Below are 23,464 nucleotides of genomic sequence, written 5' to 3'. Positions count from 1 at the left end.
ATCTTTACTAGTATATTTGTCTATTCCTCTGTGCTTGCAATCAAAATCCGATCGACGCCGTCTTTTTCTTCTACTTCAACGATGATTTCTTCTGTCATTGAAGTCGGAATGTTTTTGCCAACATAATCTGCTCGAATTGGAAGTTCTCTATGTCCTCTATCTACTAAAACGGCTAATGAAATTTTTCGTGGTCGTCCCAAATCCATCACGGCATCCATTGCAGCTCTGATCGTCCGCCCTGTAAACAGAACGTCATCAATTAAAATGACTTCTTTTCCTTCTAATGAAACTGGAATATCAGAAGAATGAAGTTCTGGTTCTCCTAATGAACGATCTTTCATTGATTGACCGTCCATATCGTCACGATATAATGTGATATCCAACTCACCAACAGGAACTTCGATGGTTTCTAATTGTTTTAATCGTTCTGCAATTCTTTGAGCGATGTAAATCCCGCGGGTTTTGATCCCTACTAATACGATATCTTGAACGCCTTTGTTTCTTTCGATAATTTCATACGTAATTCTTGTCAGTGCTCGTTTCATTGTCACAGTATCAACGACTTCTTTTTCTTGCATTTTTTGCTCCTCCTAAAAATACGGATTTTTCGGTAACTAAGATGCCTTTGGAGCTTCCTGTTTCAGCATATCAGGCGGATATGCTTGCTCTTTTTCATGATTCACAGCAATTAACATCAAAAAAATCCTCCCACCCGTATTCGGATAGGAGGATTGAATTTATCTATGCAAAGATACTATTCATCTCACGCAGATTTTTTCTAAGCGCACCTAGATAGTATTCTGCATGTTTCCTTCTTAGCCTCACGGGACTACTATTAAAGGATTGCTTATTTAATTTTCTTTCTAAAACAGTGTACCTTTTCTTTAAAAATAAATCAATCATTATTTCTTAATTGGTCTAAAGTTTTTTCAAAAAGTTCTGGTAAAGGCGCTTCGAATACCATCATCTGGCCTGTTGTCGGATGTTTAAAACCTAACACTTCGGCGTGTAAAAATTGACCATTGCCTTTTAACGTTTTTCTTGGTCCGTATAAAGGATCACCAGCAACTGGATACCCGATATATTTCATGTGAACTCTAATTTGATGAGTACGTCCTGTTTCTAATTGTAGTTGTACTAAAGTAAACCCTTCAAATCGTTCTAAAACTTCAAAGTGTGTTACTGCAGGTTTTCCGCCTTCGATCACGGCTTGCATTTTGCGATCATTTTTTGAACGACCGATAGGTGCATTGATTTCACCTTTATCATGGGCTATTTCACCATGAACTAAAGCAATATACTTTCTAATTGACGTTTTATCTTTTAATTGTTCTGCTAATGCAATATGAGCTTTATCGTTTTTTGCGACCATCAACAAACCAGAAGTATCTTTGTCAATACGATGAACGATTCCTGGACGGATGATACCATTGATCGATGATAAGTCTTTTATGTGATATAACAACGCATTTACAAGTGTTCCATCTTGATGTCCTGCTGATGGATGAACGACCATGCCTTGAGGCTTATTGATGACTAATACATCGTCATCCTCATAAACAATTTCGATCGGAATATCTTCTGCCAAAACATCAAGTTCTACTGGTTCAGGTATATTGATACTAATCTCGTCATTTTCTTTTACTTTATAATTTGAACGAGTAATTTCACCATTGACCGTAATATTTTGGTCCTTTAGCCATTGCTGAATTTGCGAACGGGAATGATCTTTCAATAAGTCGCTTAAAACTTTATCAATTCGTCCTTTTTCTTGTTTTATTTTTACATTAATTTGGTCCATTTTTTCCATCCTTTGCTGCTTTTTCGTCTAAAATCAAATAAATAAAAATACATATCACGCCAATAACAAGCGCTGAGTCAGCAACATTGAATATAGGAAAGCGAATAAATTCTGTTTGAAACATATCAACAACGAAACCAAGACGTAAGCGATCAATAAAATTTCCGATAGCGCCAGCTAGCACTAAACTCAAACCGACTGCAAACCATTTGCTTCCATTAACGTTTTTAACTAAGATATATAACACTACGGCTACCACGATCACCGTAATAATATAAAAGAACCACATTTTTCCTTCCAAAAGACTCCATGCGGCACCTGTATTACGAAGGTACGTAAAAGACAAGAAGCCAGGAATAAATTCTTTCGTTTCACCTAATTGAATATTGGCAACGGTCAAATATTTGACCCACTGATCTAAACCGATCAACACTGCACTGATAATTAAATATATTGCTAACAACGGCTTTCATTCCTTCTCTAAATTATTATATAAATCCCTTGGACGAATGATACCAAGCAAACTACCATTGGGATCACCATCTTTTATTATCAGGATCGCTTCTAATTTGACTTGCGTCACAAACATTTTTTCAACTTGAAAGACCGTTGTCTCCTTGTCGACGAATTGGTAGTTATTGCCTTTAAAATTACGAACTAAAAGTTCAGAAGCCTTTCTTCCTTCTAATTGGATGTCGCCTTTGGAACTTTCTACTGCTAACCAAATCCCCAAGCCACGTACCGTGATCAAGCCTTTAAATACTCCATCATCATAAATTGGAAATTGTGAATAGCGCTTACGAGCAACGATCGATAAAATTTCTTTGATTGAAATATTTACATCGAATCCGGTGACCTTTTTTGAAAAACGAGGTAAAACTTTTTCAGGACTAATCAACGCTTTTTCAATTTCCAATATGCGGCGAACAGCCCACTCATTGGGTTCAGCTATCACAAAGTCAGATGAAATTTGTTCGTGGACAATCGCATTTCTTAATTGAGCCATTTGCAATAAATCATCTTGAAACAATGCTATTTGACTATCTTTTTTCCTGGATAAACGACGAACCATTTCACTAAAGCCCATATTGGTTGGACTATTTAATTGTTCACGAAACCATTTTTCAACACGATTAAAACTACTTAAAAACGCCTCAGCTCTCTCACCCATTACACTTTCTCCTTGATTATATATGCTTTATTTAACATTGAAAACACAAAAATAAAATAAATGACAAGTAAGAGTGAAATTCCTACTATATTTAAATGCAATACAGGAATCAAGAGCATTCCAACGAATAGTATAACATAAACCAAAATCAGTGTAGGATTCATCTTTATCTCTAAATTAATCAATTGTCCTTGATCCCTCACAGAAAAAGGGACACTTTTCAAAAAGAAAAACTTAGCTTGTATTGTGCAGACTGAGTCATCTATTTCCATGTTCTTCGTTTGATTTTGGGTTAAATAAATCCACTTTTCACCATTTTTTCTGACCTCGATCGGACTACCCATTCCATAAAATCCGGTATTTCTAGTACAACGAATATTCATGCTGATTCCTCCTCGAGCTTTAGTTTAAAGTATATAACAAAAACTTGCAGACTGGAAGAAAGAAGTTGATTTGAGTAAAAATAAATTTTTCTTTGAAAAAAACCTAATGAAAACTCTTGAATAAAAAAATATTGTTTTTAGTTCGTTCTAAACTTGATTTTCCTTTCTATTTTCTAAAAAATCTGTGTCCTGTTAATTGAAACCAGTGAATTCTTTTACTTTTTTGGCAGACAATCAATTTACCGACCTGAAAACTTTCGATATATGATCAGATAAAACAATGTTTTCCCGAACGATAACAGACGTTGTATGCATTTTTGTTAGGTTATTATTGATTAAAATGGCTATCATAAGACTTTCTTATCCCATAAATATCTTTTTTGTAAAAGTTTGACGGGTTCATTTTTTCACCTTATAATGATGCTAGACTTTAGAAAATAAAGGAGCGTGATTTGAATGGAAAAAGGGTTCGTCAAGTGGTTCGATAATAGAAAAGGTTACGGTTTTATTGGGTACAATGAAGATGAAGAAATCTTTGTTCATTTCACAGCGATTGAAGAAGATGGTTTTAAGTCATTGGAAGAAAATCAAGCCGTTGAATTTGAAGTAATGGAAGGTACACGCGGATTACAAGCCGCTCATGTGAAGAAAATATAAAGAAAACAGCATCCTGCCTGGCAGAATGCTGTTTTTTAATAATGTTTACTAATAGTCAACCCAGGGTCATCCATAATTTTTGCTTTAAATAACGGATGTTGCTTGAGGGACACTATAAATGCGGTTTTATTTTTCTTGGTCATAATAAACATTTGTGTCCCTTCTTTGAATTCAGATGTTTTTACTTCAATACACTTAGGACCAACACGAATTACTTCTATTTTTGATAATACTATTTTTTTGCGTCTCACTGGTAGTAGTGCATGAACAATCAAATACTTATCGTCAATCATAAAATAACGATTAAACCCTAATAATGCAAAGAAAAAGAAAATTCCTAACACAATATTACTAATCAAATATGGACGCGTATGTTCCAACGTCAAAATCAAACTTAAAAATAAAATGCCAAATGTACAGGACCAATAAATTATCGCTGTTGATAATTCTGGTTGCCAATGATAGACTTTTTTCTTCATGTAGCGACCCCTTAATAAAAATTCAGTATGTTATAATAATAACATACTTCAACTTTTAACAAAAAGAAAATAAGGAGATTTTTATGTTACGAATATATGTCGATGCTGCAACAAAAGGAAATCCTGGACCAAGTGCTGGCGGTATCGTTATTGTAGGGGATGCACTTCACGATCAAATTCATGTCCCGCTTGGGGAATGCTCCAATCACGAGGCTGAGTTTAAAGTTTTTATTTACGCTCTACAATTAATCATTGAAAAAAAACTAAACGGTCAAACTGTCCTGATTCATTCTGACAGTAAAATAGTTATCCAAACAATCGAAAAAAAACATGCCAAAAACCCTTTATTTCAATCTTATTTACAAAGCTTTTTACAACTAGAAAATCGTTTCCCTTTACTATTAGTAAAATGGCTGCCCGAAAGTAAAAATAAAGGCGCAGATACGTTAGCCAGACAAGCGTTACAAAAATTCCAGTAATAGTTACTTGTAAGTCTTTATTCCTGTTTTTGATCATTCATGGTTAGATCAGCTATTTTTCCGTTTGTCACTTGAAGAATAGATAATGGTGATACCTCTATTTGCATCCCTCTTTTTCCAGCTGAGACAATAATTGTGTCAAATTGATTAGCTTCTTCGGCAATAAACGTTGGAAATAATTTTTTCATTCCTATCGGAGAACATCCTCCTCTAATATAACCTGTCGTTTCTTCTAAGTCCTTCAAATGAAGCATATCAACTTTTTTATTGTCACTTGCTATCGCTAATTTTTTTAAATCCAATACTTTATTTCCTGGAATAACTGCAACGACAGGTCCGGTTTTATTTCCTACTGTCACTAAAGTTTTAAAAATCTTTCCTTCTTCGATCCCTATCTTTTCAGCAACATTATCTGCACTTAAATGATCTTCACTCCATTCAAATTCGTATTCTACATAAGTAATCTTGTGTTGTTCAATAATTCGCATTGCATTTGTTTTTTGTATCTTTTTTTTCTTAGCCAAGTCTATTCACCTCACAATTAAGTTTATCAGAGAAATCAATGGATGCAAGCAAAATAAGGCTAAGACATAACGCTACGAGTTATATCTTAACCTTAAGGAATCTAAATAAACGATTCTGTTCCAATCTAATTTTTTAAAGTGTTAATGTTTTGAGAATTTCACGTAATTCACTTACTGGTACTTGACCTGGTGCAGATGCCTTTTTAGCGGCACCAAATGTCATTGCTGAACCAAAGATTTCGCCACACATCCGGCTGACCATGCCTAATTGTCCCATTGACATGGTGACGATTGGTCGATCGGCATAAGTTGTTTTCATGTCATTTGTTGCTTCCAAAAGTGTTAATACATCATTTGAAGATTGCGGCATTACAGCAATTTTACAAATATCTGCATTTTTTTCTTGCATGCTACATAATCTTGAAACAATTTCTTCTTTATTAGGTGTTTTATCGAAATCGTGATTGCACATCACAATTTTGACCTCTTTTTCATGTGCTATTTTAATCGTTTGTTGGACAAGATCATCATCCATAAACAACTCAATATCTAGTAAATCAATTGCACCATTCTCAATAACTGCTTTATATAAGCCAAAATATTGTTCATCTGAAAATGCAATCTCTCCGCCTTCTTTTTTGGTGCGGAAGGTGAATAATAGAGGTTTATCTGACAAGATTTCTGCTATTTTTTTTGACATTTCTGCAGTCACCTGAAAATTTGCAACTTGTTCAAAAAAATCAACACGCCATTCAACCAAGTCACAATCGATCGTTAATAAATAGTTCGCTTCTTCTATTAATTCTACTTCATTTTTTCCTACTAGAGGAACAATAATTTTAGGACTCCCACTTCCGAGAGTCACATCTTTTACTGTCACTGTATTCATTTTTTGCCTCCTACTTATTTAACAGTATCAATTGTTTGACGATAGCGAATGAAAATAATAACGGCCAAGATAAAACCGATTCCTGCAATAATCGTATCGAATAACATGATACCACGTACATTAGTTTTTGCGATTTGTGCTGCTGCAACTGGAATAACAAACGAAGCTATACTACCAAATGTATAATAAATTCCTGTAATTGTTCCCTTACCTGCTGGGAACATTTCGCCCATAACAGTTAGTCCTAATTGTAACACGCCTCCTGCTGCAAAGAAACCGACTAAAGCTGCGCCAATCATACAAACAAGTGGTGTCGGGAACAACCACATTACAGCGATTGTCAAAAATGAAACAAAGGTATAGATAACAACTAGATAAACTGAACGAACTTTAGATGCCATAATTGCTGTAAATGCTACACATAATAATGACCCAATTGAATAATAAGAAACTAACACGCCTGCATCTGTTTGAGCCATACCAGCAACTTGTTCACCATATGTTCCAATAAATTGACTGATCAGATAAAACGTTGCTTGTGCGATAAAACCGTAAATGACAAATGCAACACCTTCGATTGCCATTTTGGGTTTTGATTTAAATTTAACTGCCGGTGCCTGCTCCACGATGTCTTCTGTTTCCTCAGCAAGTTTGGCATCCGCATCTGGAAATGGTTGTTTCCACAAGTAAATTGCATTGATACCAAGTAAAATTGCTGCGATCATAAATGACCAGCCAAACCATAAGTGATTAGAAACTAAAAATTTAATGATCAGTGGTAAAGCAAATTGACCAGCTTGGATAAATGCTTTCAATAAAACGGTTGCTGTTCCAGCTGTTTTCGGAAATGACTCCATTAAAGCAGGATACGTACCTGAATCAAGGAATGAATTTGAAATTCCTGCAACTACTGCAAAAAACATTGCCAACTCAACACTTGGGCTATATAAAATTCCGAAGAAGTAAGCTGCATAAGTCACCATTCCCAGATAAATAAATGGCTTACGTCCAAATTTATCAGATAAACGACCTGATATCATGATCGCAATCAAACGACCTATCCCTAACATCGAAATAACTTTAGCAATCCCCATCAAATCCGTATCCCATTGAGTCATCAAAGAATTTTGGTTTTGTGAAATAATGATAACGCCCATCCCATGGACAATATAGTTGATATATAGACCTATGGCGGTCGGTGTGTATTTGTTTTTCATCGTTTTCTCCTAACTGTTAGTCCTCAAATAGTAATTCTTTAATGTAATCTACAGGCATATCTTCCCCAGTGAAATGCTTGAATGCTTCAGCTCCTTGATAAAGCATCATGCCTAGACCATTAATGGTTTTCTTTGCACCGTGTTCACGAGCAAATTTTAATAATTTTGTTTCTTTTGGACTGTAGACAACATCAAAAACAACCAAATCTGGACGAATGACTTCTGGGTCATTGACCAAGCTTTCTTCCTGTAATGGTTTCATGCCGACACCAGTCGCGTCGATATAAATGCTGCTTTGGCTAATGGACTTTTTGAATGCCACTTGATTGGATAATTCAGTCAATGTCGCTGTACACTCTGTATTATCATTGATTTTTTTCACTGTTTCTTCAGCATTTTTATAGTGTTGATCGTTGATATTAAAAATACGTAATTCTCTGACACCATCTAAAGCAGCTTGAATTGCGATTGCTGTTCCCGCACCTCCTGCACCTGTCATTGTAACGATTTGATCTTTGACATTTACGCCTTCTTCCATAAGTGCACGCATCGCACCAGTGCCGTCTGTCACGTGACCAACTAAATGACCTTTTCCATCTTTATTGGTTACGGTGTTCACTGCACCAACTAATTTTGCAGCTGGTGAAAGCTCGTCTAAATAAGGAATGATTGCCTGTTTGTTTGGCATAGAGACATTCGACCCACGAATCCCTAAAGCACGAATTCCTTGAACCGCATCTTTCAATTCTTCATTTCCTACTTCAAAAGCCATATAGGCATAATCTAATCCTAATTTAGCAAATGCTTCGTTATGCATCGTTGGTGATAAGCTGTGACGGATCGGTGTTGCAATCAAACTAATCAATAATGTGTGTCCATCAATTCTTTCTGTCATAATAAATTCCCTCACTTTATTTAATTTGTGCTGCATGAAGACTTTTAGTTTGTTCAAACAACATTTTTTGTGTTCGAGTATTTTCTAAGACTTCGATTGTTTTTAAAATATCTCTTGCTTCTCTTGTCCCTTCCATGATTCGTCTAGCTACTTTACTATCTCCCATATTTAAAAGAACAGCGCCGTTACTTCTAGCGTAATTATCCAATTCACGAATCATCGGTGCTTCTGCACGCATTCCTAAACACACAAAACCTAAATCAAATGGTAATTCCATCATTTCTCCATTTTTTTCAACCAAGAAACTACTTTCTCTAACTTCAATCAACTTGGTTTCTACATGAACTTCCACACCGAATTTTTCGACAATTTCCTTCATCGCCAGCTTTGTGACCAAGTCTAAATCTTTCCCGATCTCACCTTGCATTTCCACGATGCTGACTTTTTTCGCTCCACGTTCAGCGTAATATTCTACAACATCAAGTCCAACTGCACCGCCGCCAATCACAACAATCTCTTTCCCTTCAAATTCTTGGAATTTCGTCATATCATCTAAAATATCAAAAATGGAAAAGATTTTTCTATTTGGATTGTCTAATTGTTCTTTTAAGCCATTAATTGGAGGTAATAAAGGTTTGGCTCCAGTTGCATTAACTATGATATCTGGTCCAATTGCTTCAATATCTGTCAAAGTTGCTGCATGATTCAAATGAATTGCTAGATTATCCAACTCTTTACAGCGATTGATTTCGTAAGTAATAAAATCATCGATTCTTTTTTTGTCTGGAAAACGAGCGATTTCATGTCCCAAGCCGCCAAGATACTCCTTTTGTTCAAAAAGTTCTACGTTGACGCCAACTTCAGCTGCTGTGGCTGCCGCTTCAAGTCCTGTTGTTCCACCACCGATTACAACCATTTTTGTCGGATGTAAAACAGGCTTCATTTTATATTCGTCTTCATAATGAAGATCTGGATTGACTGTACAGCGCATCGGGCGAGCTTTGGCGATTCGATGATCCGCGCAACCAATATTACAAGAAATACATTTTCTTAATAGCTCTTCTTGTCCATTGGCAACTTTATTGACCCAATTAGGTTCGGCAATCAAGCCTCGACCCATCGCTAACAAATCAGCATCCCCTGATTCTAGAATTTCTGTCGCACGCTTAGGACTGCGAATATTCCCTGAAGTAACCGTTATTTTATCTGGAAAACGATCTTTGACCGCTTTTGACATATACGCACGCCAACCATCTGCTAAGTTCATCTTATCGATCTGATATTGCAAACTATCATTCAGGGCAGCAGATACATTCAAAATATCTACTTCCTCTGCGAAATAACTTAAGATGTCAATTGTATCTTCTAACGTATTACCACCTTCTAATAATTCATCCGCACTAAATCTAAGAGAAATCGGGAAAAACGGTCCAACTGCTTTTCTAACTGCTTCAACTACTAATTTAGTAAAACGAGCACGATTTTCAGGACTTCCTCCAAATTTATCTGTTCGTTTATTGTATAACGGAGACAAAAATTGACTTAAAAGGTAAGAATGACCTGCGTGAATTTCTACACAATCAAATCCAGCTCTTTGCGCTCTTAATGCACCATCAGCATATCGATCAACAATTCCGTAAATTTCTTCTTCAGTCAGAGGACGAGGAATCGGGTTTCCTTTTTTTGATGGAATGGTAGAAGCTGAAACTGGTTGTTCACCATCTAAACGTAACCCGTATGCCGAAGCACCTGCATGATTGATTTGCACAGAAGTACAAGCACCGTATGCATGCATTTTTTCGTTAAAGTGCCATAATCCTGAAATATACTGATCATTATCCATTCTTAATTGACGAGCACCATTGGTTCCCATCGGATAATCGATACAAACATTTTCTAACGTGATCAAACCTGTTCCACCCTTAGCTCGTTGTTCATAATATGAAACATGTTGCATGCTGAATGTACCATCCATATTGGCGAAATTGGTTCCCATCGGTGGCATAACAACACGATTTTTTAGCGTCATACGTTTTACTGTTAATGGTTCAAATATTGCTTGATAATTATTCATAATTACCTCCTGTTTTTAAAAGTGAACTAAATCGGTCAATTTTGTGAAAAATTTAGGAAAATCGATTTGCATCGCTTTATACCGCATTTAATTTTTCTATGATTTTCTGAAAAACGGATCAATATACTTGAAAAACTATATTGTTACTTTTTTCACAATTTCTATGATTTTATTTTAATTCAGAAAACTGATAAATTCAAATGAATGTTTTTCATCGTTTTCATAAATATAATTTATATATCGAAACAGACTATTTCCACTTTTTTGATGCATGTTTCCTCATTTATTGATAAACTGTGCTTATGAATCAATGACTGATAAGGAGTTTTCACCTATGAATTTGCGACAACTAGAATTTTTTAGAATGCTTGCTGATACCCAACATATGACCCATGCTGCAAAATTATTAAATACAACGCAACCAAATTTAAGTCATTCTATGTCTGAATTAGAAAAAGAATTGGATGCGCAATTATTCGAAAAAAAAGGGCGAAATATTCAACTGACTAAATACGGAAAATTTTTCTATACTTATGTTTCCACCGCCTTAGAAGAATTAGCTAAAGGAGAACGTGCGTTAAAAGAGTTAGTTAGTCCAGAAAAAGGATTGATTGATTTTGGCTTTATTTATACTGCTGGTTCTTTTTTAGCACCAATGTTGATGAAAGAATTTTCAACTTATCCTGGTAACGAACAAATTCGCTTCAATTTATTCCAAGGGAATTCTTCTGATATGACCGATTTACTTTTGAAAGAGGAAGTTGATATTGCCATAACATCTAAGCTCAAGGAAGACGAACAGCTAAACTATGAAATTTTAACAGAACAAGAAATTGTTTTAGTGGTCCCCATTGACCATCCTTTAGCTGTGTATGATCGCGTTTCGTTGAAAGAAACGAGTAAATATCCTTTTGTTTACTTTAATGAACGAAGTGGCTTACGTCCTTATCTTGATAAGCTGATGGCTGCCGCTTCAATCACACCAACTATTGTTTGTGAGGTAGAAGAAGATCACACGATGTTGGGATTTGTTGCACATGATTACGGGATTGCTTTGATGCCAAAAATTCCATCAATTTCGGCTTATAAGGTTAAAACGATCGCCCTTGAAGATAACTTTTTACCTCGTTATATCTATTTAGCAACAAAAAAAGAGCATTTTCTTTCACCAGCTGCGTTGCGTTTTAAAGAATTTATTGTTCCATTTGCGCAAAACCTATTTTATCAATAGAAAAATACAGAGAAAATTCATCTATAGATGCGTTTCCTCTGTATTTCTCTATTTCATTATTATATATAGTTTTTTATCTTTTTCGTATATATCATAGTAGTAATCTGTTAATTTCAATTCACTAGGGTCCTTATCGAATTTAGAAACATCAAATTGCTGGATCATGATCTCCATTCCAGTGTAAGTTCTAAATAAAATTTGATTAGGAAAGAATATGGCAGAGTTCGGTGGCACCATTTCCTGCAGAATAGGATAATTTTGCTTTGTATTATTGAAAACAGACGAATCTTTAAAAAGCGTTGTTGCATAAACTTCTTTTGTGCCGGTGGTGACAAGATCTTTTAATGTCATTGCCAGCATTACACTTTGCCGTTCAAACGCTTCTTGCTGGTGGTAAAGAGATGAAGCATAAATAAACGGAAATGTGTATTATACTTGAAGGAACCAATTATTTTTGTATCTCAATAAAAAATACTTTTAAGTAGTTGCCTTCTTCAAAATGTTTATTTGTTTTAAAATCGCTAGGTAGTTGAAAGGTTTCTTTAATTTGATAACGTACTTTTTTTTCTTCCAACGCTTGAACGATCATTTTTTTATATTTTTCTATAGAAATATTAGCCGCATTTGTCGAAGCAATCAACAAACCTTCTTTTTTTAGAATGTCAACGGAATCCTTTACTAGATCTCCATAATTTTTAGCAACCGAAAAAACTTTTTTCTTATTTCGAGCAAAACTTGGCGGATCAAGAATGATCACATCATAATTCAATTGCTTTCGTACAGCATATTTGAAGTAATCAAAGACATCCATCACAACGATTTTTTGATCCTCCACAGCTAAATGATTCACTTCAAATTGCTCTGTTGTCTTCGGTAAACTGCGTTTCGCCAAATCAACACTCGTGGTCATGTCTGAACCGCCCATCGCACTTGCAACTGAAAATGCCCCAGTATAACTAAACATGTTCAATACCGTTTTCCCTGCAACTATTCCTTCGATTAAGCGGCCACGGACTTCTTTTTGATCCAAAAATATTCCAGTCATTAGCCCATCATTTAAATAGGTGGCATAAGTTACGCCATTTTCAAATACTAAAAGAGGTTCAGGTGCATCTTCTCCAAATAATTTTTGAGATTCAGGTAACGAATGGTTAGAAAAACGAATTTTTTCATATGCCCCTTTGATTTCTGGCATACTCGTTCTAAACGTTTGTAGGATTTCTTTCTTTTTTTTATACAACGTTTCGTTATACCAAGAAAATACGGCAAAATCATCATAACGATCAATAATCAAGCCCCCGAGACCATCACCTTCTCCGTTAAATAGACGATAAGCTGTTGTCAATCCATCTTGTTCGTATCTTACTCTATGATTTTTAGCCTTCAAAAATAAATTTTCTAAAAATAGCGAATCTACTTTTCCTTGCCAATTTACCAGCCATCCGATTCCTTTATTTTGTTCACCAAGATAACCTGTTGCGATAAAAGAGCCCTTACTATCAACAAAATTGACCCATTCAGCTAAAAATGATTTAGGGATATCGAGTAAATCTTCCTTTTGAATAAGCGGATATCTAGCTTTAAATTTTTTTTCTGATTTTTTTGTTACTATTATATTCATGAACTGTTACATCCTTTACCTCAATTTAATTTTATGACAAACAACCATACAGCTGTCTACTCCCTCATCATTTGTCAGTATATCAAAAAATAACTCTTCTGTCGTTAGCTATTCCTAATAGCTAACACGCTCATATCTTAAGAAAAGTAAAATTTTATTAACTTTTATACCGTTCGTTCCTAATTTAAATTGACATAAAATTGTAGAGAGAGTAAAATTGATAGAGTACATGAAAGTATTTGATACTTTTTCATTTGTTTTCTTTTAGATCTGACTTTAGAAAGGATACGTTTATTTTGAATATTATAAAAAAAATGCATATGCCTAAATTTTTAAACACTCGCTTAGGACTTTTCGGAGTTGTTGCAGTGCTGATATGGCTTAAAAACATTTTTGCTTACACCACTGATTTTAATTTAAGAATTGAGAATGCTTTTGAATATTTCATTCTCTTTATCAATCCAATTGCTTCCACTTTTTTCTTATTGGCGATTGCATTGTATGTTAGAAGAACGAAAGCTTCTTACATTACAATGATGGTGATTTATTTCTTAATGTCTTTACTGTTATTCTCTAATGTTGTTTATTACAGAGAATTCACTGATTTCATCACGGTCAATACCATGCTGGCGACTGGAAAAGTTGCAAGCGGTCTGGGTGAAAGTGCCCTAAGATTATTTAGACCTTATGACGTTTTGTATTGGCTTGACTTTATTATTGTGGCTATTTTATTGCTTACTAAAAAAATCAAAATGGATGAACGCCCAGTTCGAGCACGGGTTGCAGTTTCCATCAGCATGTTGTCGGCTTTATTTTTTGTAGCAAACTTGACTTTAGCTGAGACAGCTCGTCCCCAATTATTAGGACGTCAATTTTCTCGTGATTATATCATTAAATTTTTAGGTTTGAATGCCTTCACCGTTTACGATGGTATTACGACTTATCAAACAAATCAAGTCCGAGCAGAAGCTAGTGAAAATGACATGGATACTGTTTCTGATTATGTTAAAGATCATTATGCTGCACCAAATCCTGATACATTTGGCATGGCTAAAGGGAAAAATGTCATTTATATTCACTTGGAAAGTTTCCAGCAATTTTTAATTGATTACAAATTAAAAGACGAAAACGGCACTGAACATGTTGTTACGCCTTTTATCAATAGTTTATATCATAGCAACAGTACCTATAGTTTTGATAACTTTTTCCATCAAGTAGGACAAGGAAAAACAAGTGATGCTGAGACGATGTTTGAAAATTCATTGTTTGGTTTAGATCAAGGATCACTTTTCACCCATGTTGGTGGTAAAAATACCTTTGAAGCAGCGCCTGCTATTTTAGGCCAAGAAGAGGGCTATACAAGTGCTGTCTTCCACGGAAATGCTGGAAACTTCTGGAATCGTAATGAGACATACAAACATTTAGGTTATAACTACTTCTTCGATGCTAATTATTACGATGTCAATGAAGATAATTCATTCCAGTATGGCTTGCATGATAAACCATTTTTCCAACAATCTGCACAATACTTGGAACACTTACAACAACCATTTTATTCTAAATTTATTGCTGTTTCTAATCACTATCCATATTCTCAATTTACAAATGATGAAGCTGGATTTCCAATAGCGCAAACTTCTGACGAGACAATCAATGGTTATTTTGCAACTGCTAACTACCTTGATAAATCTGTTGAAGAGTTCTTTAATTATTTAAAAGCTACTGGATTGTATGATAACTCAGTGATCGTGCTTTATGGTGACCATTATGGTATTTCAACTTCTAGAAATCAAAACTTAGCTGAATTACTTGGAAAAACAAAATCGACATGGAATGACTTTGATAACTCAACAATGCAAAGAGTACCTTATATGATCCACATTCCAGGCCAAACAAATGGCGGAATCAATCATACTTATGGTGGTCAAATTGATGCTTTACCTACCCTTTTACACTTAATGGGCGTTGATACGAAGAACTACATTCAAATGGGACAAGATTTATTTTCTAAAGAAAATTCGCAGTTGGTTGCTTTTAGAAATGGAAATTATGTTTCACCAAAATACACTATGCTTGGCTCAAGTATCTATGAAACTGCAACAGGTCGTTTAATCGAAACACCAACTGAACAAGAGCTGCAAGAGGCTAAGGCATTAAAAGAAAAAGCCAACTTGCAATTGCAAATGTCGGATCAAACTACAAATGGTGACTTACTTCGTTTCTATACCAATAGTGGTTTAACTCCAGTAAACCCAGATGACTATAATTACAAAGATCAGTTAAAACAATTGGAGAAGATCGAAGAGGACAAAGGCAATAAATCTACAAGTGTTTATAGTAAAAATAATGATACGTCAACTGTTGATAAATACCACACTGAAACTTACCAAGATTATTTAAAATCTGGAAAATAACACATAATAATCATAAAAGCTTGAGCAAATTGCTCAAGCTTTTTTATATCTTATTCATAGTTTATTCATATTCTTCTTTTATACTAATACTAGTGAGGTGATCCTAATTGAATAATATTCGTTACGCTTTTGCTAGTGTTTCTTACCATAAAAAATTTTCCTTTGCCGTTGGTATCAGTTCTGCTTTTTTTCTATTTTTATTAACGAGCATTTTAAATCTTAGAGATATAGAAAATTCTTTCTATAATCAAGTGAATACTATTATCAATAATAATGAGTATCATATGAACTATCAAAAAATCATGCAACTATACTCCTCTTTATATATCGTTACCTTTTTTGTTTGGATCGTTTTAATTAGCACATTAATCTATCTTTCATTAAAAATGAAAAAACAAGATATGATGAAATGGCGTATTATGGGATTTTCAAATCGTTATGTCATCCAACAATCTATATTGGAAAGTATTATTCCACTTTTAATAGGAGTACTTATCACGGCAGTGTTTCTATTAATCTGTCAGCATACATATGAATATATTTTAATACAAATGAGACCGTTGCTTACAAATGCAATGGGTATTAAACGAGTAGCATTCTTCTCTCCCAACGTATTTGTAGAGAACACTCCAAATCAACTGATCAGTACACCTAGTGACACACATTTTTTAACTACAAGCATAAACAATCTACCTTTTGATACCATTTTAAAAGCTTTTATAAAAAATTGTCTTTTATTAGTAACTATTACAACCAGTATAACAATATTTTCAACTTATTTTCTTTCAAAAAAATCAAAAAAAGAACTTAGGATGTGAGTAAATGAATTTTTCTTTAGCAAAAAATTGGACAGAACAAAGCTTTAATGAATTGTTCCAGCAACAACACATGACAGTCATTTTAGAAGATCAGAGTAGTGTTCAAGCAGATTTCTACTTTCTTATTGATAAAACATTTGATATGAAGCAATCAATGGCCGTGGGCTTTATTTTATCTGAGAATATTTTTTTACCTTACCTGTCTATCAGAGATAACTTATTTGTAGGTTCTTCTATTAAAGAAAGAGAGAAAAAGAAATTTTTGAATAATTTATTCGACTATGTTGGTCTTACTACAAGTGTTTTAAATAAATCTGAAGAACAATTAAATACTTTTGAACAAATCAAACTTCAATTAGTCCAATTACTTCTCGTAGAAAAAGATATCATTATTATTGATGACATCTTCCAAGCACTTTCTATTGGTCAAAGACAAGAACTATTACCCCTTCTTCAAAAAATAGCAAAAGAAAAACAAAAAGCCATTCTCGTTTTGACCAACGATATCCAAATAGCTGAGAGTCCTTATATGGATAAGATCATCAAAACAGCTTAAAAAGAGCTTGGGACATAAGTACTAACGAAAAATCCAGATACCAGTCAAATTGATTGGCATCTGGATTGTTTTTTTGTACAAAAATAAGAACACCTTTGCTAAAATAAAAGTGACTAAACAAATAAGTCAGCGAGGTGTTCTTATGTTTAAAAATTATACCACAAATCAAGTCGTTCTTCCTCTAGATTTTAGTTTTCAGTTAGAAAAAAACGATATTGCGTTTGCCATTGATCAATTAGTTGAAAGTATTCCGGAGGAACGCTTTCTTCCTTTTCATCATCAAATGGGGCCTTCTTCTTATCATCCGAAAATGATGATGAAGATGATTTTATGTGCCTACACACAATCTGTATTTTCTGGTCGCAAGATTGAAGCCTTGACGAAAGACAGTATTCGCATGATGTGGCTTACTCAAAGTTATCAACCTAGTTATCGAACCATCAATCGTTTTCGAGTGAATCCTTTAGTGAATGCACTCCTTCGGGAGTGCTTCGTCCAGTTCCGTAGCCAATTAGTCAAGGAACAATTAATCGATGAAGAAGCCATTTTTATCGATGGTACAAAGATTGAAGCCAACGCCAATAAATACACCTTTGTTTGGAGAAAATCCATTGATAACTTTGATAAAAAGCTTACTGAAAAATCAAATTTTCTCTACGATGAATTGTTAAAGAATCAAATTATTCCTGAAATTGAGCGAGAGTCCTCAAAAGAATTATCTGTCACTGAATTAGGTAAGATTGAAGAAAATCTCGCGCATGTTGTCGAAAAGTTTACAGAAAAAATCGAACAAGCAGAGGATGGAATTACGCGCAAATCAATCCGTTCTAAACGAAAAATTCCTAAAAAATTAAGGACACTTTTCAAGGACTTTAAAGAGCGAAAACTCGCTTATCAAAAACATAGACAGATTTTAGGGCAACGAAACAGTTACTCTAGAACTGATCTAGATGCCACTTTTATGCGCATGAAAGACGATCATATGAAAAATGGTCAGTTGAAAGCAGGTTATAATCTTCAAATCGCCACGAACAGTCAGTATATTTTAGGCTATGATCTTTTCTCAAATCCAACAGATACACGAACATTGCGCCCTTTTTTAACCACTTTAAAAGAGCGTTTCTTTGATCTGCCAAACTATATTGTCGCAGATGCCGGCTATGGAGGAGAAGAAAACTATCAAGCGGTTTTAGAGGATCACGAGCGAACACCACTCATCACTTATGCCATGTACCATAAAGAACAGAAGAAAAAGTTTAAACAAAATCCGTTCCTTCCAGCAAACTGGTCGTATCAGGAATTAGATGATACGTTTCTTTGTCCAAACGGACGAAAAATGAATTTTCGAAACTATTCTATTCGTACAGATAAATATGGCTTTAAACGTTATTTAAAACGGTATGAATGTGAAGACTGCTCGAATTGTCCTCTTCGAAGCCAGTGTACAAAAGCGAAGAGTGACAAGAATCGTGAGATTCAAAAGAACATGAATTGGGAATACTTTAAAGCAAGAATTCAACAGCTGCTTTCAGAAGAAGAAACAGGTAAACTCTATCGTCAACGAAAAATTGACGTCGAACCAGCTTTCGGACATTTGAAGGCTTGTTTAGGGTTCACTCGGTTCTCTGTTCGAGGGAAACAACAGGCACACAATGAAATTGGATTCGCGTTAATCGCAGTAAATTTAAGGAAATATAGGCTAAGTAAGCTAGAAAACATGAAGGATTCTCCCAATAATCTAAAAAATAAAAGACTGAAAATCATTTTTTACGATTTTCGGTCTTTTATTTTAAGGTTTTTGGGACTTACGTCCCAAGCTCTTTTTTTATAAGTCATCTTGTATTTCGATATCAGGAAATGAAATGGTAAAGCTTGTTCCCTTACCTTCTTCACTTGTGACACTAATTTTTCCTTTGTGAAGTCTGACTAACTGCTCAACAATGGATAAACCTAAGCCAGATTCACCATATTTTGTATTTTTTCTGGATGGGTCAACTTTATAATAACGATCCCAAATATTTTGAACCTGCTCATCTGACATACCGATACCGGTATCAGTAATGGTTATGATCGTTTCTAAATATCCTTTTTGCAGATGGATAAGAATCTCACCATCTTGAGTAAATTGAATCGCATTTTGAATAATGTTCACCATTATCTGAACAAAACGATCATAATCAGCATAGACTTCGATTGCTTCTTCTGTTTCCAATATAAGCTTATCATTCGCAGAATCAGCTTTTCCTTCCAATTGAGTCAGAATATTTTTTAAGGTTTCAGTTGCGTTGAATTTTTTCACAACGATACTAATTTGGTTGGTTCGAATTTTTTCGTAGTCCAAATTTTCGTTCACTAATCGAATGAGACGAGAGGTTTCATTTTGCATCAATTTAATGGCATTCTCTCTTTGATCATCTGGGATCGCATTATATTGCAGTCCTTCTAGTAAGCCATTGATTGTAGTCAAAGGTGTTCTCATCTCATGAGAAGCATCGGCCATAAATTGACGTCTTCGATCCTCTTGCCGATCGATTTCTTCTCTGGATTCTTTCAGTGATTCGGCCATTTTATTAAAATCTTCTGCCAAATCATCGAATTCATCTTTATCATGACTCACAAGTTTGATATCAAAATTACCACTAGTGATCTCCTTTGTTGCTTTTCGCATACGATTGATTCGCTTCACTTGGAAACTGGCAAAGAAATAACTTAAAATCAACCCTACAATACTTGAGATAATAAACCCTTTGATCAAATTAGCAGTTATCGCATCCACACTATCAGAAACATTTTTAGCTGGCTGGGTAATGATCAATGCGCCTATGATGATATTTTCATTTTGGTCATTTGTTGTACTGACTGGCATCATCACATATGATGACATGCGTTTGTTTCCGTATATATCTTTGTTGATTGTTGTATATTCTTGCTGCCCTTGCATCAGAGCGCTCCAATTTTCTTTGATCACAGAATCATCTATCTTTTTTTCAGTCTTCAAAGGATATTGTACATGCATACTTTCATCATAAAAAACAAATTGAACATCTTGATTGCTTAAAAAACCTTCAAATAAACTAAACGATGTATTCCATAAATCCTGATCAGTCATTCCAGGAAATCTACTGATTGAATCTTTTGCTTTCCACGCTGATATAGCATATCCTCTAAGTTGCTCATAATTGTTATCTTGCATCGTTTTTTTCGTCAATTGCGTAAAAGAAGTCCCGACAATCAAAATAATAAGAATGATCACACCCCAAAAAGCCAGCAGTTGTTGATATAAATATTTCATCTAAGCTACTCCAGAATCGTCAAATTTATATCCTACGCCCCAAACTGTTTGAATGACTTGTGGTCCCACTTTTTCAATTTTTTGACGTAATTTTTTAATATGCGCATCTACCGTCCGTTCATCACCAAAATATTGATAATCCCAAACCATTTCAAGTAACTGTTCCCGAGAAAACACTTGTCTTGGTTTTTTGGCTAATGTATAAAGTAAATCGAATTCTTTTGGTGTTAAGCCATCGATCAATTTATTATCCAGATACGCTTCTCTTGTCTTTGTATTCATCTTAAAGTGATCTGTTTCCACATCAAATGTATCACTTAAACGATCCGTAGAGTCAGGCGCATGTTCACCGATCTCTGACCGACGATGTAATGCTTTGATCCGCGCGATCAACGTTAGAGGACTAAAGGGTTTTGTCACATAATCATCTGCTCCCATCTCTAAACCGATCACTTGATCGCTTTCGGAATCTCTTGCCGTCAGCATTATTATCGGAACGGTATTTGAAATTTTGCGAATTTCGCGACAGACTGACATTCCGTCCATCGTCGGCAAATTCAAATCTAATGTGATCATATCCCACTTTTCTGGATTTGCTAAAAATGTATCTAATCCTTCTTTACCATCATATTCAAACGTCGCTTCCCAGCCCTCATTTAAAAAAAACATTTGCATCATTTCTGATACAGATACACTATCTTCAATCATCAATACATTCATTTTCATTCGCCTCTTTCTCTTTAAATTTAACGTCATTTATATTATACTCTAAAAATAACCAAGCTCCAATAACTTCTCTCTTTCTTCAAAAAAGCTTTGTCTTTTGTTCAATTTTTGATAAGATTAGGTATGAAAGGACGTTGAAAATTCATGGAAAATATACAAGCAGTTGCTTTTTTTGATTTAGATGGAACCTTATTGAATCACAAGTCACAAATCACACCTGAGATAACAGAGGCTGTTAGCCGCTTGAAAGCAAACAATGTCTTACCCCTAATCGCAACTGGACGAACCGTTGTAGAAATCGATCATTTCATGAAGGACAGTGGCATCGATTCAGCTATTGTTATGAATGGTCAGTTTATTCAAGTTGATGGAAAAAAAGTTTATTCAGATGAATTCACTTATGAAGAGTGCTTAAATATGTTTGAACACGTGAAAAGTTTGGGTCATGAGCTTTCCTTTTACAATGATCGTCAAATTTGGTGTTCTGGGCATAATGAGATAGTAACTAAAGCATATGATTTTATTCATTCTGATGCTCCTGTGATCGATCGATCTACCTTGAAAGATAAAACAGTCAATATGATGTTGATTTTGTCAGAAGACGGTGACGAGCATTATTTGAAACATTTCCCAGAAATGACCTTTTATCGTAATGGGCCCTTTTCTATTGACACTGTCAGAAAAGGTGTTTCTAAAGGATCAGGTGTAAAAAAACTATTTCAAAAACTAGAGTTGCCATCTGTTCCCACATTTGCCTTTGGCGACGGAATGAATGACATTGCTTTATTTGAAGCATGCGACAACAAAATTGCTATGGGCAATGCACGAAATGAGTTAAAAGAACGATCCAGTTTTATTACTAAGAAAAATACTGAAGGCGGAATCGTCCATGCCTTAAAGCATTTTGATTTGATTTAAGAATACGATTAAAAAAAGGCTAGGATATACTCTATGAGTCATACCCTAGCCTTAAAGAATCTGAATAAACGGTTGGAGCAGAAGCAACTTATTTCTCGGAGTTAAACGCTTCTGTCCCAACCTCTTCTTTTTTATGTCTTTTTTGATGAACACAGATAACGGTTCCTGTCACTTGAATTAGTAAGAGAAAGAGTAAAAATACGCTTAGTCCTATATGTCCTTGATCGAAGGTTATTTTTAACAATACAAGTAAAATCAGACTGCTTACTGAATAAAGTGACCATTGTTTACCCATAATATCTAGACCCCTTTGGTTTGTTACCTATAAGGATAGGACTTTTGATTAGAAAATGCAAGGATCTTTTGGGTATCTGTGAAGTTTCCTATGTTTTTTTAGTGTTTCTTTATAATTTTAAGGATAATCTAAACAAATAGGCTTTAAATTTATCTATTTCGACTGGTAAAATGGTCTATCCATTTAAAATGGTTAAGAAAAGTGATACACTAATTTTAGTGTAACGTTTACAGTAAGGAGTTTTGGATCTATGAAAGAAAAGAAACCATCAACGATACAGCTTATTTTAGATACATGTTTAATGGCTGGTAAAATAATGACTGAAAGTGGGTCTGAGGTTTATCGCGTTGAAGATACAATGAACCGAATTGCTGAAAATGCTGGTCAAAAAGAAAGTGTTAGCTATGTCACAGCAACAGGTCTTTTCATGGGCTTTCGTTCCAGTAATTATACCCAATTAGAAAACGTAACAGAGCGAAGTATCAACTTAGAAAAAGTAGCGATCGTGAACAACCTCTCACGAAAATTTGCGAATAAAGAAATCACTTTAGAAGAATTGAATCTAAAACTTTCAAATATCGATCATGAAGCGCCAACTTATTCTGTTTCATTACAAATTTTTGCAGCAGGACTGGTCAGTTGTACACTTATGTATATATTTGGTGGAACTTGGCAAGATTTTTTAGCGACTTTTGTCATTGGCATGGTCGGCTTTGGCGTTTCTTTTTTTGCCAAGAATTTACTGAATATTAAGTTTTTGGATGATTTTCTAGCTGCTTTTACAATTGGTTTATTCGCTTATTTAGCTGTCAGATTTCACTTAGCTGTAAATATTGATAACATTATTATCGGTGCTGTTATGCCCCTTGTACCTGGTGTTGCGATCACAAATTCATTCAGAGATATTCTAGCAGGTCATTTATTAAGTGGAACGGCGCGTGCAACCGAAGCAATATTTGTTGCTGGTTCGATTGGCATTGGCATTGCGATCGTATTTAAATTATTTATGTAAGGGGAAATGATA

The 23,464-nt window shown here is 34.8% G+C and carries 25 protein-coding genes; 9 read left to right on the top strand and 16 right to left on the bottom strand.

Annotated elements, in window-relative coordinates; translation table 11 throughout:
- Positions 1–20 precede the first annotated feature (20 nt).
- The 5 genes from pyrR to AC4BC4_RS07445 form a co-directional block, all read right to left on the bottom strand.
- Positions 21–578: a bifunctional pyr operon transcriptional regulator/uracil phosphoribosyltransferase PyrR gene (pyrR, locus tag AC4BC4_RS07465; protein WP_490477277.1), complete on the bottom strand. Its 558-nt coding sequence runs from the start codon at positions 576–578 to the stop codon at positions 21–23.
- A gap of 317 nt (positions 579–895) precedes the next feature.
- Entirely contained in the window at positions 896–1,801 is a 906-nt protein-coding gene (locus AC4BC4_RS07460; RefSeq protein WP_438756093.1) for an RluA family pseudouridine synthase, read from the bottom strand.
- A complete protein-coding gene (gene lspA, locus AC4BC4_RS07455) occupies positions 1,788–2,264 on the bottom strand; it encodes a signal peptidase II (RefSeq protein ID WP_438756094.1) in 477 nt (158 codons plus the stop codon). The genes AC4BC4_RS07460 and lspA overlap by 14 nt, the downstream gene beginning before the upstream one ends.
- 6 nt (positions 2,265–2,270) lie before the next feature.
- Positions 2,271–2,972 (bottom strand): CBS domain-containing protein, encoded by a 702-nt coding sequence (locus tag AC4BC4_RS07450; RefSeq protein WP_490477276.1) that lies wholly within the window; start codon positions 2,970–2,972, stop codon positions 2,271–2,273.
- Positions 2,972–3,355 (bottom strand): hypothetical protein, encoded by a 384-nt coding sequence (locus AC4BC4_RS07445; RefSeq protein ID WP_490477275.1) that lies wholly within the window; start codon positions 3,353–3,355, stop codon positions 2,972–2,974. Before AC4BC4_RS07445 ends, AC4BC4_RS07450 begins: the two co-directional genes overlap by 1 nt.
- A gap of 456 nt (positions 3,356–3,811) precedes the next feature.
- On the opposite strand from AC4BC4_RS07445, the gene AC4BC4_RS07440 reads away from it, so the two are divergent.
- Positions 3,812–4,012 carry a cold-shock protein gene (locus AC4BC4_RS07440; RefSeq protein ID WP_025869040.1) on the top strand — a complete coding sequence of 67 codons (201 nt, stop codon included), beginning with the start codon at positions 3,812–3,814 and terminating at the stop codon, positions 4,010–4,012.
- 35 nt (positions 4,013–4,047) lie between these two features.
- Here the strand turns inward: AC4BC4_RS07440 and AC4BC4_RS07435 are convergent, their stop codons facing one another.
- Positions 4,048–4,491, bottom strand: a complete 444-nt coding sequence (locus AC4BC4_RS07435) for an EbsA family protein (RefSeq protein WP_490477274.1) — start codon at positions 4,489–4,491, stop codon at positions 4,048–4,050.
- A gap of 83 nt (positions 4,492–4,574) precedes the next feature.
- Here AC4BC4_RS07435 and AC4BC4_RS07430 point away from each other — a divergent pair, with 83 nt between their 5' ends.
- Positions 4,575–4,970 carry a ribonuclease HI family protein gene (locus AC4BC4_RS07430; RefSeq protein WP_490477273.1) on the top strand — a complete coding sequence of 132 codons (396 nt, stop codon included), beginning with the start codon at positions 4,575–4,577 and terminating at the stop codon, positions 4,968–4,970.
- Between the two features lie 17 nt (positions 4,971–4,987).
- Here AC4BC4_RS07430 and ybaK read toward each other — a convergent pair whose 3' ends face one another.
- The 5 genes from ybaK to AC4BC4_RS07405 form a co-directional block, all read right to left on the bottom strand.
- The gene (gene ybaK / locus AC4BC4_RS07425) at positions 4,988–5,458 is read right to left on the bottom strand and encodes a Cys-tRNA(Pro) deacylase (protein WP_490477361.1); all 471 of its coding nucleotides are present in this window, start codon (positions 5,456–5,458) and stop codon (positions 4,988–4,990) included.
- A 169-nt stretch (positions 5,459–5,627) separates the two neighbouring features.
- Positions 5,628–6,383, bottom strand: coding sequence for a type I 3-dehydroquinate dehydratase (aroD, locus tag AC4BC4_RS07420; RefSeq protein WP_490477272.1), 756 nt, complete (start codon positions 6,381–6,383; stop codon positions 5,628–5,630).
- A gap of 14 nt (positions 6,384–6,397) precedes the next feature.
- The gene (locus AC4BC4_RS07415) at positions 6,398–7,600 is read right to left on the bottom strand and encodes an MFS transporter (RefSeq protein ID WP_490477271.1); all 1,203 of its coding nucleotides are present in this window, start codon (positions 7,598–7,600) and stop codon (positions 6,398–6,400) included.
- A 16-nt stretch (positions 7,601–7,616) separates the two neighbouring features.
- Positions 7,617–8,495 carry a shikimate dehydrogenase gene (locus tag AC4BC4_RS07410; RefSeq protein WP_490477270.1) on the bottom strand — a complete coding sequence of 293 codons (879 nt, stop codon included), beginning with the start codon at positions 8,493–8,495 and terminating at the stop codon, positions 7,617–7,619.
- Between the two features lie 16 nt (positions 8,496–8,511).
- Positions 8,512–10,569 (bottom strand): oxidoreductase, encoded by a 2,058-nt coding sequence (locus AC4BC4_RS07405; protein WP_490477269.1) that lies wholly within the window; start codon positions 10,567–10,569, stop codon positions 8,512–8,514.
- A 334-nt stretch (positions 10,570–10,903) separates the two neighbouring features.
- Between AC4BC4_RS07405 and AC4BC4_RS07400 the strand changes: the two genes are divergently transcribed.
- Positions 10,904–11,800 (top strand): LysR family transcriptional regulator, encoded by an 897-nt coding sequence (locus tag AC4BC4_RS07400; protein WP_438756105.1) that lies wholly within the window; start codon positions 10,904–10,906, stop codon positions 11,798–11,800.
- Between the two features lie 48 nt (positions 11,801–11,848).
- Here AC4BC4_RS07400 and AC4BC4_RS07395 read toward each other — a convergent pair whose 3' ends face one another.
- On the bottom strand, positions 11,849–12,160 hold the full coding sequence (locus AC4BC4_RS07395; protein ID WP_490477268.1) for a hypothetical protein: 312 nt from the start codon (positions 12,158–12,160) through the stop codon (positions 11,849–11,851).
- Positions 12,161–12,248: 88 nt separating this feature from the next.
- Entirely contained in the window at positions 12,249–13,421 is a 1,173-nt protein-coding gene (locus AC4BC4_RS07390) for a class I SAM-dependent rRNA methyltransferase (protein ID WP_490477267.1), read from the bottom strand.
- Between the two features lie 314 nt (positions 13,422–13,735).
- Between AC4BC4_RS07390 and AC4BC4_RS07385 the strand changes: the two genes are divergently transcribed.
- From AC4BC4_RS07385 to AC4BC4_RS07370, 4 genes are all read left to right on the top strand, one after another.
- Positions 13,736–15,835, top strand: coding sequence for an LTA synthase family protein (locus AC4BC4_RS07385; protein ID WP_438758796.1), 2,100 nt, complete (start codon positions 13,736–13,738; stop codon positions 15,833–15,835).
- A 107-nt stretch (positions 15,836–15,942) separates the two neighbouring features.
- Complete coding sequence (locus tag AC4BC4_RS07380; protein ID WP_490477266.1) at positions 15,943–16,653, top strand: hypothetical protein; 711 nt, start codon at positions 15,943–15,945, stop codon at positions 16,651–16,653.
- Positions 16,654–16,657: 4 nt separating this feature from the next.
- Complete coding sequence (locus AC4BC4_RS07375; protein WP_438756109.1) at positions 16,658–17,209, top strand: hypothetical protein; 552 nt, start codon at positions 16,658–16,660, stop codon at positions 17,207–17,209.
- Positions 17,210–17,351: 142 nt separating this feature from the next.
- Positions 17,352–19,040: an IS1182 family transposase gene (locus tag AC4BC4_RS07370; protein WP_490477360.1), complete on the top strand. Its 1,689-nt coding sequence runs from the start codon at positions 17,352–17,354 to the stop codon at positions 19,038–19,040.
- Here AC4BC4_RS07370 and AC4BC4_RS07365 read toward each other — a convergent pair.
- Positions 19,035–20,501, bottom strand: coding sequence for an ATP-binding protein (locus AC4BC4_RS07365; protein WP_490477265.1), 1,467 nt, complete (start codon positions 20,499–20,501; stop codon positions 19,035–19,037). The genes AC4BC4_RS07370 and AC4BC4_RS07365 overlap by 6 nt on opposite strands.
- A complete protein-coding gene (locus AC4BC4_RS07360; RefSeq protein ID WP_438758797.1) occupies positions 20,502–21,221 on the bottom strand; it encodes a winged helix-turn-helix domain-containing protein in 720 nt (239 codons plus the stop codon).
- Positions 21,222–21,371: 150 nt separating this feature from the next.
- On the opposite strand from AC4BC4_RS07360, the gene AC4BC4_RS07355 reads away from it, so the two are divergent.
- On the top strand, positions 21,372–22,145 hold the full coding sequence (locus tag AC4BC4_RS07355; RefSeq protein WP_490477264.1) for a Cof-type HAD-IIB family hydrolase: 774 nt from the start codon (positions 21,372–21,374) through the stop codon (positions 22,143–22,145).
- Between the two features lie 88 nt (positions 22,146–22,233).
- Here the strand turns inward: AC4BC4_RS07355 and AC4BC4_RS07350 are convergent, their stop codons facing one another.
- Entirely contained in the window at positions 22,234–22,440 is a 207-nt protein-coding gene (locus AC4BC4_RS07350; protein WP_438756112.1) for a hypothetical protein, read from the bottom strand.
- Between the two features lie 250 nt (positions 22,441–22,690).
- Here AC4BC4_RS07350 and AC4BC4_RS07345 point away from each other — a divergent pair, with 250 nt between their 5' ends.
- On the top strand, positions 22,691–23,452 hold the full coding sequence (locus tag AC4BC4_RS07345) for a threonine/serine exporter family protein (protein ID WP_438756113.1): 762 nt from the start codon (positions 22,691–22,693) through the stop codon (positions 23,450–23,452).
- The last annotated feature ends 12 nt before the right edge of the window (positions 23,453–23,464 follow it).

The sequence above is a fragment of the Enterococcus sp. AMC1086 genome, from assembly GCF_058216575.1.
Note: the sequence above shows the minus strand (reverse complement) of the source record. Positions and strands in the feature narration are given on the sequence as shown.